This window comes from Streptomyces sp. NPDC101776 (assembly GCF_044766845.1).
In the GTDB taxonomy this organism is placed as follows: Bacteria; Actinomycetota; Actinomycetes; order Streptomycetales; family Streptomycetaceae; genus Streptomyces.
The window spans coordinates 1-16,209 of the sequence record NZ_JBIWMV010000030.1 but is presented as its reverse complement, the minus strand read 5'-3'; the positions used below and the strand labels follow the sequence as shown (position 1 = coordinate 16,209).

Here is a 16,209-nt window from a genome sequence, read left to right as displayed (position 1 = left end):
ACCCTCTATCGTGCGGAGACATGACGAGTGCCCCGCGCCCCACGACCGACCTGTCGGCAGCCGACGCCCGCCGCATCGCCCTGCGCGCACAGGGTTTCCTCGGCGCCCCCGACCGCCGCGCGAGCGTGCGCGGCGTGCTCCGCCATCTCGGCGCGGTCCAACTCGACACCATCTCGGTCCTCGCCCGCTCCCACGAACTCATCCCGTACGCCCGCCTCGGCGCCGTCCCCCGCAAGACGGTCGAGGACGCGTACTGGACGCCCGCATCCATTGGCGCGCCTCCGGCACGACCCCACGCCTTCGAGTACTGGTCCCACGCCGCCTGCATCCTCCCCGTCGAGGAGTGGCCCCACTTCGCCTTCCGCCGCCGCGCCTACCGCGACCGCCCGCACTGGAACCACGACCTCCCCGACGGCACCTACGACCAGGTCATCAAGCAGCTCAGCGCCGAAGGCCCCCTCACCTCCACGGAGTTGGGCGGCGCCAAGCGCACCAGCGAGTGGTGGGACTGGTCCGGTGCCAAGGTCGCCGTGGAGCGCGCGCTCATGTACGGCGAGGTGGTGTGCGTGGAGCGCCGCGGCTGGAAGCGGGTGTACGACCTCGCCGAGCGCGCGATCCCGCGGTCGCTGCTGCACGACGAGCTGGATGACACGGAGTGCCTTCGCCGCCTGGTCCGGCTGGCGGGCCAGTCCCTGGGCGTCGGCACGCGCGCGGACATCGCCGACTACCACCGTCTCAAGGGCGAGCAGGTCGACGCGGTGATCGCCGACTCCGGCCTGGTCCCGGTCACGGTCGAGGGCTGGGGCAAGCCCGCCTGGGCCGACCCGGCGGCCCTGGAAACACCCCCGCGCGGCCGCCACCGCACCACACTCCTGTCCCCGTTCGACTCCCTGATCTGGGAGCGGGCCCGCACGGAGCGCATCTTCGGCTTCACCCACCGCCTGGAGGCCTACGTCCCCAAGCCCAAGCGGGTCTACGGCTATTTCGCGATGCCGGTGCTGGCCGGCGGCCGGCTGGTCGGTCGCGTCGACCCCGCGCGCGAGGGCCGCACCCTGGTGGCCAAGCAGGTCACCCTGGACGGCGTGAAGGCCGTCCCGTCCGTGGCCCAGGCCCTGGTCGAGGCCGCGAGCTGGGTGGACTGCACGGACGTACGCGTGGAGCGGGTCGACGCCCCCGAACTGCGCGCCCCCCTCGCCGGAGAACTCGCCCGTCTCCTGGCGTGAGGGTCGGCGGATCCCTGGGTCAGTGGATCGGGGTCAGCGGATCTCGAGGATCTTCTCGCGCATCGCGTAGACCACCGCCTCCATCCTGGAGTGCAGCTGCAGCTTCTCCAGGATGTTGCGCACATGGTTCTTCACGGTGTTCTCGGAAATGAACAACTGCTTGGCGATATCGCGGTTGTTCATGCCGGTGGCGACGAGTTTGAGAACCTCCAGCTCACGGTCGGTGAGCCGGGGCGCGGGCACCAGTCGGCGCTCGTCGGTGCGCTGGATCATCGACTTGAACTCGGTGAGTAGTTTCGACGCCATGGAGGGGCTGATCTGCGACTGCCCGTCGGCCACGGCGCGAATGGCGGTGGCCACTTCGTCGGTCGAGATCTCCTTGAGGAGATATCCCGTCGCGCCCGCCTTGATCGCGTCGTAGAGATCGGCCTCTTCGTCGCTGATCGTCAGCATGATGATCTTCGCGCTGGGTGCCACCTCCTTGATGGAGGTGCACGCCTCGATCCCGCCCCGCTTCGGCATCCGTACGTCCATCAGGACGATGTCCGGCAGCAGGTCCGCCGCCTTGTCCACGGCCTCCGCGCCGTCGCCGGCCTCGCCGACGACCTGGATGTCCTCCTCGGCCGCCAGCACGATCTCCAGGCCTCGGCGGAAGAGCGCGTGGTCGTCCACGACAAGGACTCTGATCGGCTCCTTGCGTGTCGAGCCCGCTTCCGGGCCCATGCCGACGACGCCGCCGTCGGTATCCCCGACATGCATCGGTCCGAAGCTGTCCGCCATCGTTCCTCCCCCTGAAGGCTGTGGCCTGTGGTCCTGTGCCATCGCCAACCCAAGGCAGCGGCCCACCGGTTGGGCCTGTACGGCCATGATTCCATGCCCGGACGACAGTGCGGTCACGGAGCGGGGCGCGAAGTGGTCGCACACCGGTGCCCCTGGGGGCGCACACGCGCTCCAGGGGCACCGGCTCAGCTGTCTGCCGGGTGGGTCAGCCGCCCAGTGTTCCGCCGGCCGCGGGCGGTTGCGCCTGCGTGACCATCGGGTCCGTGCTGAGGTGGATGACGCCGTAGTCGTAGGCGTGCCGTCGGTAGACGACGCTCGGTTCCTTGGTCTCGGAGTCGACGAACAGGTAGAAGTCGTGTCCGACCAGTTCCATCTCGTAGAGCGCCTGGTCGAGGGACATCGGAGAGGCGACGTGGGTCTTCTCGCGGACGATCAGGGGACCTTCGCCCTTGACCTCCAGCGAGCCGATCTTCTTGGTGGGCACACCGTCCGACTGCTCGTCCGGGACGGCGTGGCCGTTGCCGTTGAGCGTCGCCGCGCCCGGGACGTGGTCGGGGACCTCGGCGGCGGTGAGCCGACGGGCGCCGCGGCGCGTGTTGCGCTTGTCGTGCTGCTTGCGCAGCCGGGCATCCAGCTTCTCCGCCGCGAGGTCGAGTGCCGCGTACGGATCGTTGGCCGAGGCCTCCGCCCGGATCACCGGACCGCGGGAGCGGAGCGTGATCTCCACTCGGTCACAACGGTCGGCCTGTCGGGGGTTCGGCTCCTTGGACACCTCCACGTCGAGGCTGATCACCTTGCCGTCGAGCTTCTGGATCTTCTCCAGCTTCAGCTTCTCGGCCACGTGCTTGCGGAACCGCTCGGGCACCTCGGTCTTGCGGCCCTTGACGACGATGTCCACGCAGAACTCCGTTCCCGGATCGCTCCGCTTCGCTGCGGAGCGTCTCCCTTTCGCACCAGGCTCCGGTCACCCCGGAACCTCGGACTCGGTGACTTCCACCTCCTCCTCCCCCATGGGCAAGATCTCCACCCCATGGCCGCGGGTGATTGCAGAAAACCCGCAGCACGGCATTCGGATAGGAGAGGTGCGGCCTGCGCCTTTCTCTCACAACCGAACATATCTCGCCCGGACGGATGTCGTCACCCTCTACCGCGGCGTACCTCCGTTCAGGTGAATTGGCCCTCTGATTACCTGCAACGACGCAAGTTCGCGGTCAGTTCCGGTTTATTTCGAAGGAATCCGGCGACGCAGCGATCACCGCTGCGCAGATCAGGCCATCGGGGCCGCTCATCTCCACGATTCCCGGTGCACTGAGTGCCATGTTCCTCCCGTTCTCCAACGGTCTCTCGTTGTGTTCCTCTCTGCCTTCCCTGGACACACGCGCGTACACAGCGGCGGTCGCGCCAACTTCTCCGCCGCACACGATCGCCTCACGCACGGCACGCGCCGCCTCCCTCAAGGAGGCCCCCGTCGTCATCAGGTCGTCGACGAGCACCACCGGACCGGCCGCGAGCAACCGTGCACCGCCCTCGACCACCTCCAGCGCACCGACGAGATTGCCCAGCCGCTCCCGGGAGTTGAGCCCCGACTGATCGGCCACCCACCGCCGCTGCCGCAGCACGGCGACCACCCGGGCCGGTGTCCCGGTCCGCCGCAACTCCCCCGCCGCCGCCAACGCGATCCGCCGCGCCGGATCATGCCCTCGGGCCCGCACGGCCCACCGCGCGGAGGGCACGGGAACCACCAGCACCGGCCCTCCGGCGCCCCTCCGGGACGAGACGGCGCTCCCGGCACCTCCCCCACCACGTCCCGCTCCCCCTGCGACACCTCCACCCCGGCCGCCCTGATCGTTTCTGTGCCCCTTACCGCGCCCGACGCCCGCGTCACTCCCACGCCCCCTACCGCGCCCGCCGCCCGCTTCATCCGCCTCCCCCAGCTCCTCGAACCCCGACACCAAGCCCCTGCCCGCCTCCCTCGCAGCACCGTCCACCCTCACGGCCCCGTCCACCGACTCCCACCGCTCCCGAAGCCCCACCCGCACCGCGTCCGCCAGAGCCGCGCCCAGCGGCCCCGCGAGGGCCAGTGCGCCGCGCTCCTTGTGGGCGAGGAGCATCGCGCGCACCTCGTCCGCGTAAGGAGCCGCCGCGTACGTCGCCGGCAGCCCGGCCGGCTCGGGCATCGGTCGTACCCGGCTCGGCACGGCCCCGTCCAGGGCCGCACGGCACTCCGGGCAGAGCACCGTGCGTGGCCTCCCGCAGCCTCCGCACTCGGCCGGCAGCACCAGATCCGTGAGGTCCCGCCACCACCCCCGCATGCCCACCACTGTGCCAACGCCCCCGCCGACCGGCCACCCCTGTGGACAACAGCCTGTGGACAACTCGGCGCAACCGTCAACAGCCGTCACCCACACGGGTACATGGCCACCCCGAAACACGCGAACGGCCGCCTCCGCCGAGCCTCAGCCCGACCGAAGACGGCCGCTTTCCGCACGCATACCCATCGCCTCAGCGCGTCACCAGCGCCTCACCCCGGATAAACCGGCGCCGACCCCGTCTTGACCACCTTCTGCCACTGCGCCCCGCTGGGCAACCGTACGATCCCGTCCTCCGAGTAGGCCACCAGCGGCAGCTTGTCGTCCTCGGACGCGGCGATCTCCTTCACCCCGGTCAGGGCCGCGGGCGCCGGGCCCTCGGGCGTGGAGCCGTCGACCTGGACGTACCGCATCTGCAGCACGCCTTCGTGCTCGCGCCCCACCACCACGAGCCGGCTGTCCCCGGCCCACGACATGGCCGTGATCTCCTCCAAGTCCGGTGTGACGGAACGGAGTTCGAGGACCGAGACCACCGGCGGCTCCCCCGTCGTCCCGCTCCGCTGGATCCGCCCGATGAGCAGGGACCGCTTGCCGTTCTTCTCCACGACGAGCGCGATCCGGACCCCGTCGGCAGCCACCCGCACCGACTCGATACGGCCGTCCAACCCCAGCGTCTCCACCGCTATCGGCTGCCCCGCGCCCTTCTGCAGCATGAGCAGCCGGGGCTTCTTCGGGTCCCGGTCGGCCACCCAGAGGTCACCCTGCGCGTCCCAGCTGGGCGCCGTCAGCCGGTCGGCCTCCGTCTTGCCCTGGCTGGTGAGCACGGGGTCCCCCAGCGAGGCACCGGACACCAGCGACCCGACGTAGAGCGACTTCCCGTCGAGACCGACCCCGGCGCCGGACTCCTCGTCACGCGAGACCGCGACCGACCGCAGTTGCTTGTCGCCGTCGCCCAGCGCGCCCGGCACCGGATCGGCGTGCGTGCCGCGGCTGACGCCGGGCATCCGCACCACGCGGTGCTTGGCGTCGAGGAAGTACAGGTACTCGGGGCGGTTCACGGCACCGTGTGCCGCGAGGGACTCCGCGCTGTTGACGTTGTAGACGCACAACTGCGCGCCGTTGGCGGCCTGCAGCTCGACCTCGTCCACCGTGGGCGTGATGGTCTGGAGCGTGTAGAGGATCTGCGTGGCCATCTCGTCGCACCGGGCCAGCCCCACCCGCGAGGCCTTCTGGTTCAACGGAACCGTCAGCCTGTTCTGGTCGTCGGGCGTCAGCGAGGTGACGCCCTTGCGCAGCGTCGTACCGGTGGGGAAGCTCGACCTGACCACGGGCCCGAGCCAACTGGTGGGCCCGTTGAGGAGCGACCGCACCATCTGCGTCATGGGGTCCACCCGCCGCCGTACGAACACGGGGTCGGCGACGGCGATCGTCTGCGAGTTCGTCGCGGCCGACGTGTTCGACGCGAAGTAGTACTTGTTGACCGACATGTAGTTGCGCTGGAAGTCCGACTCCCCCATGACGACGCCTTGCGGAAGCCCGTCGATGCGCCACTGGCCGCTCTTCGCGTCCTTCGTCAGATGTACGGCCCTGCTGTACTTCCCGTCCGCCGGCGCGTAGGCCTGCTGCGAGTCCACCGTGGCCACCCGGTTGCCTGCCATTGTGTACGTGAAGGTGCCGGTGTCCTCCCGGCCGGCCGGGGGACGGACGGCGGCGGTGCTCGGACCGTCGGCGAGCACCGTGGTGGACAGCCCCGGCTGCCAGTCCCGCGCGGCCTTGGCGGTCAAGTACAGGCGCGCTGTCTTGTAGTTCGGATCGTCGCTGGTCAGCGCCTCCAGGAAGCCCTGCACGATCTCCCCCTGCGACGCGTCCTCCCGGGGCGGCATCGCGAAAACCCGCACCTGGGTGTCCTGCCGGGGCGTCGACTCGACACCCCGGAGATCCCCGCTGTCGGGCATCGAGGCGCATCCCGCCAGCACCACGACGCCGCACGCGGCGTACGCCACCGCGCGTGCCGGCTTCCGCCGGGCGCCCCCCTCGCGGTCAGCGCCCACGCGATGCCTCCCCTTGCTTGTTCGAGTCCTCCGGTACGGCGGCCGGGTCCGTGCCGCCCGCGGCCTCGCTCCGAGCCGGATCCGCGGGCGAGCGGTCCTCCTGCCGCCGGGCGCCGCCGGTCGGCCGGGGCACCACGCGCGCGCCGTTGCCGGGCAGCGCCGTCGGGTCCGCCGTGGCAGTGGTGGCCGGCCTCGGGGCGATCGGGTTCCGCGAGGCCGTCGGCGGCGCCTGGTCGCCCATCGGCTGCACCGGGACCGTCGCGCGCTTGTCCCCGCCCCCGCTCGGCAGACCGGCGTCATTAAGTCCACGATTACGGCGTGAATCCTTGGGCTCCAGGGGTATCGGCGAGCCCCGTAGCGGTTCGTCCGCGGTCCGCGGCAGCGTCAGCCGGAACTGCGAACCGCCGCCCGGCTCGCCCCAGGCCTGCAGCCAGCCGCCGTGCAGCCGCGCGTCCTCCAGGGCGATGGACAGCCCCAGACCCGTACCGCCGGTGGTACGCGCGCGTGCCGGGTCCGCCCGCCAGAAGCGGCTGAACACCCGGGTCGCCTCACCGGGCTTGAGCCCCACTCCGTAGTCGCGCACCGCGATGGCGACCGCCCCGCCCGCGGTGGCGAGCTTGACTATGACGTCCTTGCCGTCGCCGTGCTCCACGGCGTTGACGACGAGATTGCGCAGCACCCGCTCCACCCGCCGGGCATCGGCCTCGGCGACCACGGGCTGCTGGTCGCCGACGACCCGTATCTGCGTGCCCTTACGCTCGGCGAGCGGCTCGGCGCCGCTGAGCACCCGCCGTACGACCTCTCTGAGGTCGATCGGCTCGGCCTCCAGGGCCGCCGCGCCCGCGTCGAAGCGGCTGATCTCCAGCAGGTCCGCGAGCAGCGTCTCGAACCGGTCCAGTTGGTCGGCCAGCAGTTCGGCCGACCGCGCGGTCATCGGATCGAAGTCCACGCGCGCGTCATGGATGACATCGGCCGCCATGCGTACGGTCGTCAGCGGCGTCCGCAGTTCGTGCGACACGTCGGACACGAACCGCCGCTGCATCCGCGAGAGGTCCTCCAACTGCTGGATCTTCAGCTGGAGGTTCTGCGCCATCTTGTTGAAGGCCTCGCCGAGCCGCGCGATGTCGTCCTCGCCGGTGACCTTCATCCGCTCCTGGAGCCGCCCGGCGGACAGCCGCTCGGCGATCCCGGCGGCCATCCGCACCGGCGTGACGACCTGCCGCACGACGAGCCAGGCGATGGCCCCGAGGAGTACGACGACGAAGAGCCCGGCCGTCGCGAGCGTCCCCTTGACCAGGCTGAGCGACTTCTCCTCCTGCGTGAGCGGGAAGAGGTAGTACAGCTGGTAGGGGTTGTTGTTCAGGTCGTTGACCTGCTTGCCGACGACCAGCGCGGGCTGGGACTCCTTGCCGTTGCTGTAGATGATCCGGGTGTAGCTCTGGGCCGCCGACGTGTTGTCGTTGACGCGGGCCCGCAGGGCTTCGGGGACGCTGGCGGACGGGTCGACGTACCCGGAACCGCGCGGGCTGCGACCGGCGCCGCTGTCCGCGCCCGCGGGCAGCGTCACCACGTCGAAGGCTCCCTGACCGCCGCTGGACAGCGACGACACAAGGTCGCTCATCCATGAGATGACGTTCTGCGGGGAGCTGCCGCCGGTCGCGGAACCGTCGTCGGCGGTCCCGGTGGCCGCCTCGTCGGCCCGCTGCTTGGCCACGGCGAAGCCGCCCGTGGCCTGGCTCTGCGAGGCCTTCACCTTGGCGTCCAGCAGACCGTTGCGCACCTGGCCGATGACGACGAAGCCCAGCAGCAGGACGACGCCCAGCGACATCAGCAGGGTCGTGACGACGACCTTGAGCTGGATGTTGCGCCGCCACAGCCGCATGACCGGCAGCAACGGCCGGCGCACCCAGCGCATGAACAGCCGGAGGACCGGGCTGCCCTGGACTCCGCCCTGCAGCAGCCCGCCCTCCACCAGGCGTGCCCACCGGGAGCCCGCCGCCGTCCGGCCGACAGGCCGCCCCGCGCGGGCCCCGGACTCTCCGGGCGCCGAAGCGGCACTGTCCCTGGACATGTCAGCTCGGTCCCGCCTTGTAACCGACCCCGCGGACGGTCACCACGATCTCCGGCCGCTCCGGGTCCTTCTCGACCTTGGAGCGCAGCCGCTGGACATGCACGTTGACCAGCCGGGTGTCGGCCGCGTGCCGGTAGCCCCAGACCTGCTCCAGGAGCACCTCACGCGTGAACACCTGCCACGGTTTACGGGCCAGCGCGACCAGCAGGTCGAACTCCAGCGGCGTCAGCGCGATCGACTGCCCGTCCCGCTTCACGGAGTGACCGGCCACATCGATGACCAGATCGCCTATGGCGAGCTGCTCGGGCGCCGGCTCCTCCGACCTCCGCAGCCGCGCCCGGATCCGGGCGACCAGCTCCTTCGGCTTGAACGGCTTCACGATGTAGTCGTCAGCGCCCGACTCCAGGCCCACCACGACATCGACGGTGTCGCTCTTCGCCGTGAGCATCACGATCGGCACCCCGGACTCCGCCCTGATCAGGCGGCACACCTCGATACCGTCCCGTCCGGGCAGCATCAGGTCCAGGAGCACCAGGTCGGGCTTGCTCTCACGGAAAGCGGCCAGCGCCTTGTCGCCGTCGGCTACGAAAGACGGCTCAAAACCTTCACCACGCAACACAATGCCGAGCATCTCGGCCAGTGCGGTGTCGTCATCGACGACAAGGACTCGTCCCTTCATAAACGACATCATCCCATTAACTAAATCGTTACCTGTCGTGACCTGTCACACAGCTCTGCCAGCGCCTCCGCCGTCACGGGCGAAACAGCGCCTTCTTCGGTGACGATCGCCGTCACCAGCTCGGGAGGCGTCACATCGAACGCCGGGTTGTACGCCTGCGTCCCCAGGGGTGCCACCGGAATCCCGCCTCCCGCTCCCGACACCGTCACTTGGGGTGACGTGATCTCCGTCACTTCGAATCCGGGGCGCTGCTCCACCTCGATGGACGCCCCGTCCGGCGTATCCGGATCCACCGTCGTCACCGGCGCCACCACGATGAACGGCACATGGTGGTACCGGGCGAGCACGGCGAGCGGATAGCTCCCCACCTTGTTCGCCACCGAACCGTCGGCGGCGATCCGGTCCGCCCCGATCAGTACCGCGTCCACCTCCCCGGCCGCGAACAAAGAGCCCGCCGCGTTGTCCGTGAGCAAGGTGTACGCCATTCCGTTGCGTGCCGCCTCATACGCCGTCAGGCGAGCACCTTGCAGCAACGGACGCGTTTCGTCCACCCACAGCCGCCTCAGCCGCCCGTCCCGGTGCGCCGCGAGCGCCACCGCGAAGGCCGTGCCCTCACCGCCCGACACCAGTGCCCCGGTGTTGCAGTGGGTCAGAATCCGGTGCCCGCCGCCGGGCAACAGCTCGTCCAGCAGGGCCAGTCCGTGCGCGGCCATCCGCGCGCTGGCCTCGGCGTCCTCCCGGTGCAACCGCCGCGCCGCCGCCAACGCGGCCCCGGCCGCCTGCGCGGAATCACCTCCCTTGGCCACCGCGTCCCGGTGCGCGGCCAGGGCCCTGCGCACGCCCACGGAGAGGTTCACCGCGGTGGGCCGGGCGCCCGACAGCGCGATCGCGGCCTCGTCCACGTCGAAGCCCCGCGCGGCGGCGAGCGCGACGCCGTACGCCCCCGCGATGCCGAGCAGCGGCGCCCCGCGCACCGCCAGCGAGCGGATCGCGTCCACCAGCGCGGACGCGTCCGTGCACACCAGCTCGACCTCCTCGGCCGGCAGTCTCGTCTGGTCGAGAAGGACCAGCACAGGGCCCTCGGGGGGCTCGTCCCAACGGATCGCGGGTATCTCGGTCGGCCGGCCGTCCTCGCCGGATTGCGCGTGCTGATCAGCCATGCGGTCAGTCTGCCCCGGATCCGGCGGACAATTGAAGGTGTGCAGCCCATACCGCGGCCGGTCACCGCTCGACCACCCCATGACACGATGGCTGCCAACCTGCCGCCGCGCCCGCGGACGGGCACCGTGAAGGAGCGACGATGAACGACACTCCGGGCTGGGCCTCGCCCGGATCCGCCCCGCCCGACGGGCCCGCGCCCGGCGCGTCCGGTCCTACCGGACCGGCGGATGTCCCCGGTCCCGCGCAGCCCGCGGACCAGCCCGGCACGGACCCGTCGGGCTCCGGCCCGCAGTGGTCCAAGGAGCAGCCCCCACCCGGCCAGTGGTCCGCGCCCACCGGCGCCCCCGGCCAGGGCCAGGCACCGCCGCCCCCACCGCCGGGCCCGGGCTGGGGAGGCGGCCACCCCGGCGGCCCGGCCGGCCCCGGGGGATACGGCGGCGGCTACGGCGGGCCCGGAGGCAACGGCGCTCCCGGAGGCTGGAACGCCGGCTGGGGCAGCGGCTGGGGCGGGCCCCCGCCCGCGGCCAAGCCCGGTGTCATCCCACTCCGTCCGCTCGGCGTGGGCGAGATCCTCGACGGCGCCGTCTCCACGATGCGCACCTACTGGCGCACGGTCCTGGGCGTCTCGCTCACCATCGCGGTCGTCATGCAGACCATCGTCGTCCTCGTCCAGGGCTTCGCTTTCAGCGACCTCACCAGCACCAACGCCCTCGACGACCCGAACGCCAGTGCCTCCGAAGTGACCCGCGGCCTGAGCGAGGCCTTCCTCAGCACCGGCGTCGTCTACCTGGTCGTCCTCATCGGCACCGTCGTCGCCACCGCCCTGCTCACCGCCGTCACCAGCCGTGCCGTACTCGGCAAGCCGGTCACCGCCGGAGAGGCCTGGCGCGACGCCCGGCCGCAGGTGCTCAAGCTGTTCGGCCTGATCTGCCTGCTGATCCTCATGGCCGTCGCCCTCATCGGCGTCCCCACCGTGCCCGGCATCGTCCTGGCCGTCACCGGGTCGCAGGACGCGGGCATCGCACTCGCCGTCCTCGGCGGCCTCGCCGGCTCCGTCGTCACCCTCTGGCTGGCGATCCGCTTCTCCCTGGCCTCGCCCGCGCTGATGCTGGAGAAGCAGGGCATCCTGAAGTCGATGACCCGCTCCGCGAAGCTGGTGCGCGGCTCCTGGTGGCGGATCTTCGGCATCCAGTTGCTCGCCCAGATCATCGCGAGCATCCTGTCGTCCATCCTCGTCATCCCGTTCGCCTTCATCGCCAGTCTGTTCAGCGGCGACGGCCTCAGCGGCCTCGTCGACGGCAGCGGCGACCTCGGCTGGACGTTCCTCATCATCAGCGGCATCGGCTCGGTGATCGGCCGCATGATCGCGTTCCCGATCACGGCGGGTGTCACCGTGCTCCTGTACATCGACCAGCGCATCCGCCGCGAGGCCCTCGACCTCGACCTGGCCCGCGCCGCCGGCATCCAGGACCAGGGCACCGCAGCCCCCGGCCCCACACCTGGGAGTTGATGCGGTGAGCCTGGCGGGGGGAGTTCTCACAGCGGTACCCGGAACACTGCCGCGCGCCGTCGAATCGGCCGCTGGAGCACTGCTGCGCGCCCACGGCGCGGTCGTACGGTCATCGGCCCTCTCGGGCGACGAGCCGCCGGTGACGATCCCGCGCGACCCCGCGCGGGAGGCGGCCCGGCGTGAACTGTCCAAGCAGATGTACCACGAGAACGACCCCAGCCTGGTGCAGCGGGCCCTGGACACCATCTCGGACTGGGTCGACAAACTGTTCGGCAGGGCATCGGAGGCGGCACCCGGCGGCCCACTCGGCCTGGTCGTCGTCATCGTGGCCGTCCTCGCGGTGGGAGCCGCCCTGTGGTGGCGCCTCGGCACCCCGCAGCGCCAACCCGTCTCCGCCGCCGCCCTGTTCGAGGACGGCCCCCGCAGCGCCGCCGAACACCGCGCGGCCGCCGAGGCACACACCGCCCAGGGACACTGGAACCCCGCCGTGCAGGAACGCATGCGTGCCATCGTCCGCTCCCTGGAGGAACGGGCCCTGCTCGACGTCCGCCCCGGCCGCACAGCCGACGAAGCCGTCGCCGAAGCCGGCCGCGCACTGCCCTCGCACACGACCGAACTGCGCGCCGCGGCCGCACACTTCGACGACGTGACGTACGGCGGACGCGGCGCGAGCGAGCAGTCGTACCGGCGCATCGCCGACCTGGACCGGGACCTGGAGCGCACCAGGCCCGTCCTCACCAGCAGCGCCCACAGCACGGCCCACCACACCAGCCAGGGGGCCGCCGAATGACCGCGGAGGCGACGCTTCCCACCACCTCGGCCTCGCCGACCGTCCGCCAGGTGTGGACCCGCGCGCGGAGCATCGTCCTCGTGCTCGTGCTCCTCCTGGCGGCCGCCGTGGCGATCGCCGCGATCCGCTCCGACGCCCGGCACGGCGCTCTCGACCCGCGCTCCGCCGCCCCCTACGGCAGTCGCGCCGTCGCCGAACTCCTCGGCGACCGGGGCGTGTCCACACGCGTGGTCACCACCCTGGCCCAAGCCCGCGCCGCGGCCGGCCCGGACACCACCCTCCTGGTCGCCGTCCCCGACCTGCTGACCAAGCGTCAACAGTCCGGCCTGCACACGGCGTTCACGAACTCCGGCAACCGTACGGTCCTCGTCGCCCCCGGCGCGGCCTCCCTGGGCCGACTCGCCCCCGGGGTCACCGCGGACTCCGGAATCAGCTACGACTCGTCGCTCTCCCCCGACTGCTCGATGCCCGCCGCCCAGCGCGCGGGCGACGCGCAAACCGGCGACTACAGGTACACGACCACCGCCACCGACGCCGACGAGTGCTACCCCAGCGACGGCCGACCGACCCTGCTGCGACTCCCGGACGCGTCCGCGGGCGGCGACACCGTGGTCATCGGCGCGCCCGACATCTTCTTCAACAAACGTCTCGACAAGCAGGGCAACGCCTCGCTCGCCCTCCAACTCCTCGGCTCCCGCCCGCATCTGGTCTGGTACCTCCCCTCACTGTCGGACACCTCGGCCACCGATTCCGGCAGCCAGAGCTTCTTCGACCTGCTCCCCTCGGGCTGGCTCTGGGGCACCCTGCAACTGTTCATCGCAGCAGCCGTGGCCGCCCTGTGGCGGGCACGCCGACTCGGCCCCCTGGTGCCCGAAAAACTCCCCGTGGCGATCCGCGCCTCCGAAACCGTCGAAGGCCGCGCCCGCCTCTACCGCAAGGCCAACGCCCGCGACCGCGCGGCCACCGCCCTGCGCTCCACCACCCGCACCCGCCTCGCCCCCCTCGTAGGCGTCCCCGTCTCCCAGGCACACGCGCCCGAAGCCCTGCTCCCCGCGCTCTCCGCCCACCTCCACGGCGACGGACAGACCCTGCACGCCCTCCTCTTCGGCCCGCCGCCCAGCGACGACGCGGCCCTCATCGCACTTGCCGACCAACTCGACGCCCTCGAAAGAGAGGTACGCCGTTCATGATGGACCCGACCACTGACAACGCCGGGATCACGGGGAATCCGGACACCGCCCGAGCCTCCCTCGAATCCCTGCGCGCCGAGATCGCCAAAGCCGTGGTCGGCCAGGACCCCGCCGTGACCGGCCTCGTCGTCGCCCTCCTCTGCCGCGGACACGTTCTACTAGAAGGAGTCCCTGGAGTCGCCAAAACGTTGCTCGTCCGCGCCCTCGCATCCGCACTCGAACTCGACACCAAGCGCATCCAGTTCACCCCGGACCTGATGCCGAGCGACGTCACCGGCTCCCTGGTCTACGACACCCGCTCCGCCGAGTTCCGCTTCCAGCCCGGCCCGGTCTTCACCAACCTGCTCCTCGCGGACGAGATCAACCGCACTCCTCCGAAGACCCAGTCGTCCCTCCTGGAGGCCATGGAGGAACGCCAGGTCACGGTCGACGGCACCCCGCGCCCGCTCCCCGACCCGTTCCTGGTCGCCGCGACCCAGAACCCCGTCGAGTACGAGGGCACGTACCCCCTCCCCGAGGCCCAACTCGACCGCTTCCTCCTCAAACTGACGATCCCTCTCCCCTCCCGCCAGGACGAGATCGACGTCCTCACCCGCCACGCCGAAGGCTTCAACCCACGCGACCTGCACGCCGCCGGTCTACGCCCCGTGGCAGGCCCGGCCGACCTCGAAGCAGCCCGCGCGGCCGTCGCCAAGACGACGATCTCCCCCGAGATCACCGCCTACGTAGTCGACATCTGCCGCGCCACCCGCGAATCACCGTCCCTCACCCTCGGCGTGTCCCCGCGCGGCGCCACCGCCCTTCTGGCCACCTCGCGCGCGTGGGCCTGGCTCACCGGCCGCGACTACGTCATCCCCGACGACGTGAAGGCCCTGGCACTCCCCACCCTCCGCCACCGCGTCCACCTGCGCCCCGAGGCCGAGATGGAGGGCGTGACAGCGGACTCCGTCATCAACGCGATCCTCGCCCACGTCCCGGTCCCCCGCTGATGGCCCTCACCGGCCGCGCCGCCCTCCTCGCAGCCCTGGGCTCCCTCCCCGTAGGCATCTGGGAACCCGGCTGGACAGGCATCCTGGCCGTCAACGCCCCCCTCGCACTGGCCTGCGCCTGCGACTTCGCCCTGGCCGCCCCGGTACGCCGCCTGAGCCTCACCCGCTCGGGCGACACTTCCGTACGCCTGGGCGAATCAGCCGACGTCATCCTCACCATCACCAACCCGTCCCGCCGCCCGCTACGGGCCCGCATCCGCGACGCCTGGCCCCCCAGCAGCTGGCTCCCCGGCACAGAATTCGCCGCATCCCGCCACCGCCTGACGATCCCGCCCGGCGAACGCCGCCGCCTCACCACCCGCCTACGCCCCACCCGCCGCGGCGACCGCCACGCAGACCGAGTGACCATCCGTTCCTACGGCCCTCTGGGCCTCCTCACCCGCCAGGGCACCCACTCGGTCCCCTGGGCGGTACGCGTCCTGCCCCCGTTCACCAGCCGCAAGCACCTCCCGTCGAAGCTCGCCCGCCTGCGCGAACTCGACGGCCGCACCAGCGTGCTGACCCGAGGCGAAGGCACAGAATTCGACAGCCTGCGCGAATACGTTCCCGGCGACGACACCCGCTCCATCGACTGGCGCGCCACCGCCCGCCAAACGACGGTCGCGGTACGCACCTGGCGCCCCGAACGCGACCGCCACATCCTCCTGGTCCTCGACACCGGCCGCACCTCAGCCGGCCGCGTCGGCGACGCCCCCCGCCTCGACGCCTCCATGGACGCCGCCCTGCTCCTGGCAGCCCTCGCGTCCCGCGCCGGCGACCGCGTGGACCTCCTCGCCTACGACCGCCGAGTCCGCGCCCTGGTCCAGGGCCGCACGGCACGCGACGTACTCCCATCCCTGGTCAACGCGATGGCGACACTCGAACCGGAACTCGTCGAAACAGACGCCCGAGGCCTGGCAGCCACCGCGATCCGCACCGCCCCCCGCCGCTCCCTCATCGTCCTCCTGACAAGCCTCGACACGGCCCCGGTCGAAGAGGGCCTGCTCCCCGTACTGGCGCAACTCACCCAGCGCCATACGGTCCTGGTGGCATCCGTGGCAGATCCCCACATCGCCCGCATGGCCATGGCCCGTGGAAGCACGGACGCGGTCTACGAGGCAGCGGCAGCGGCACGCGCCCAAACCGAGCGCGATCGCACCGCTGAAAAACTTCGCAGGGCCGGCGTCACCATCGTCGACGCGACACCGGACGATCTCGCACCGAAACTCGCGGACGCATATCTGGCTCTCAAGAGTGCGGGACGCCTGTAATACGAGGGGCATGCTTGGAAAAGCAGAGCCCGCTACAGAACCCCTTAAACACAGAAAACCCCCGTACCGATTTAACGGTACGGGGGTTTTCGCAATATTTGTTCGGCGGCGTCCTACTCTCCCACAGGGTCCCCCCTGCAGTACCA

The 16,209-nt window shown here is 71.2% G+C and carries 13 protein-coding genes; 6 read left to right on the top strand and 7 right to left on the bottom strand.

Going from position 1 to position 16,209, the window contains the following annotated elements:
* The first annotated feature begins 20 nt into the window (after positions 1 to 20).
* Positions 21 to 1,223, top strand: a complete 1,203-nt coding sequence (locus ACIRRY_RS47560) for a winged helix-turn-helix domain-containing protein (protein ID WP_403985957.1) — start codon at positions 21 to 23, stop codon at positions 1,221 to 1,223.
* Positions 1,224 to 1,256: 33 nt separating this feature from the next.
* Here the strand turns inward: ACIRRY_RS47560 and ACIRRY_RS47555 are convergent, their stop codons facing one another.
* The 7 genes from ACIRRY_RS47555 to mtnA all read right to left on the bottom strand — a co-directional run bounded on the left by ACIRRY_RS47555 (position 1,257) and on the right by mtnA (position 10,273).
* Positions 1,257 to 2,003, bottom strand: a complete 747-nt coding sequence (locus tag ACIRRY_RS47555) for a response regulator transcription factor (RefSeq protein ID WP_200691145.1) — start codon at positions 2,001 to 2,003, stop codon at positions 1,257 to 1,259.
* Positions 2,004 to 2,208: 205 nt separating this feature from the next.
* Positions 2,209 to 2,901, bottom strand: coding sequence for a ribosome hibernation-promoting factor, HPF/YfiA family (hpf, locus tag ACIRRY_RS47550; RefSeq protein ID WP_403985953.1), 693 nt, complete (start codon positions 2,899 to 2,901; stop codon positions 2,209 to 2,211).
* Between the two features lie 313 nt (positions 2,902 to 3,214).
* Positions 3,215 to 4,315, bottom strand: a complete 1,101-nt coding sequence (locus ACIRRY_RS47545) for a ComF family protein (RefSeq protein WP_403985950.1) — start codon at positions 4,313 to 4,315, stop codon at positions 3,215 to 3,217.
* Between the two features lie 209 nt (positions 4,316 to 4,524).
* On the bottom strand, positions 4,525 to 6,363 hold the full coding sequence (locus ACIRRY_RS47540) for an LpqB family beta-propeller domain-containing protein (protein ID WP_403985947.1): 1,839 nt from the start codon (positions 6,361 to 6,363) through the stop codon (positions 4,525 to 4,527).
* A complete protein-coding gene (gene mtrB / locus ACIRRY_RS47535; RefSeq protein WP_403985944.1) occupies positions 6,353 to 8,434 on the bottom strand; it encodes an MtrAB system histidine kinase MtrB in 2,082 nt (693 codons plus the stop codon). The genes ACIRRY_RS47540 and mtrB overlap by 11 nt, the downstream gene beginning before the upstream one ends.
* Before the next feature lies 1 nt (position 8,435).
* A complete protein-coding gene (gene mtrA, locus ACIRRY_RS47530; protein WP_187284748.1) occupies positions 8,436 to 9,125 on the bottom strand; it encodes a two-component system response regulator MtrA in 690 nt (229 codons plus the stop codon).
* An 8-nt stretch (positions 9,126 to 9,133) separates the two neighbouring features.
* On the bottom strand, positions 9,134 to 10,273 hold the full coding sequence (gene mtnA / locus ACIRRY_RS47525) for an S-methyl-5-thioribose-1-phosphate isomerase (RefSeq protein WP_403985941.1): 1,140 nt from the start codon (positions 10,271 to 10,273) through the stop codon (positions 9,134 to 9,136).
* A gap of 140 nt (positions 10,274 to 10,413) precedes the next feature.
* Here mtnA and ACIRRY_RS47520 point away from each other — a divergent pair, with 140 nt between their 5' ends.
* From ACIRRY_RS47520 to ACIRRY_RS47500, 5 genes are read left to right on the top strand one after another with little or no spacing between them, the layout of a single operon-like run.
* On the top strand, positions 10,414 to 11,784 hold the full coding sequence (locus ACIRRY_RS47520) for a hypothetical protein (protein ID WP_403985938.1): 1,371 nt from the start codon (positions 10,414 to 10,416) through the stop codon (positions 11,782 to 11,784).
* Between the two features lie 4 nt (positions 11,785 to 11,788).
* Positions 11,789 to 12,574: a DUF4129 domain-containing protein gene (locus ACIRRY_RS47515; protein WP_403985935.1), complete on the top strand. Its 786-nt coding sequence runs from the start codon at positions 11,789 to 11,791 to the stop codon at positions 12,572 to 12,574.
* A complete protein-coding gene (locus ACIRRY_RS47510; protein ID WP_403985932.1) occupies positions 12,571 to 13,764 on the top strand; it encodes a DUF4350 domain-containing protein in 1,194 nt (397 codons plus the stop codon). The genes ACIRRY_RS47515 and ACIRRY_RS47510 overlap by 4 nt, the downstream gene beginning before the upstream one ends.
* Positions 13,764 to 14,753 carry a MoxR family ATPase gene (locus tag ACIRRY_RS47505; protein WP_329250912.1) on the top strand — a complete coding sequence of 330 codons (990 nt, stop codon included), beginning with the start codon at positions 13,764 to 13,766 and terminating at the stop codon, positions 14,751 to 14,753. Before ACIRRY_RS47510 ends, ACIRRY_RS47505 begins: the two co-directional genes overlap by 1 nt.
* The gene (locus ACIRRY_RS47500) at positions 14,753 to 16,063 is read left to right on the top strand and encodes a DUF58 domain-containing protein (protein ID WP_403985928.1); all 1,311 of its coding nucleotides are present in this window, start codon (positions 14,753 to 14,755) and stop codon (positions 16,061 to 16,063) included. The genes ACIRRY_RS47505 and ACIRRY_RS47500 overlap by 1 nt, the downstream gene beginning before the upstream one ends.
* The last annotated feature ends 146 nt before the right edge of the window (positions 16,064 to 16,209 follow it).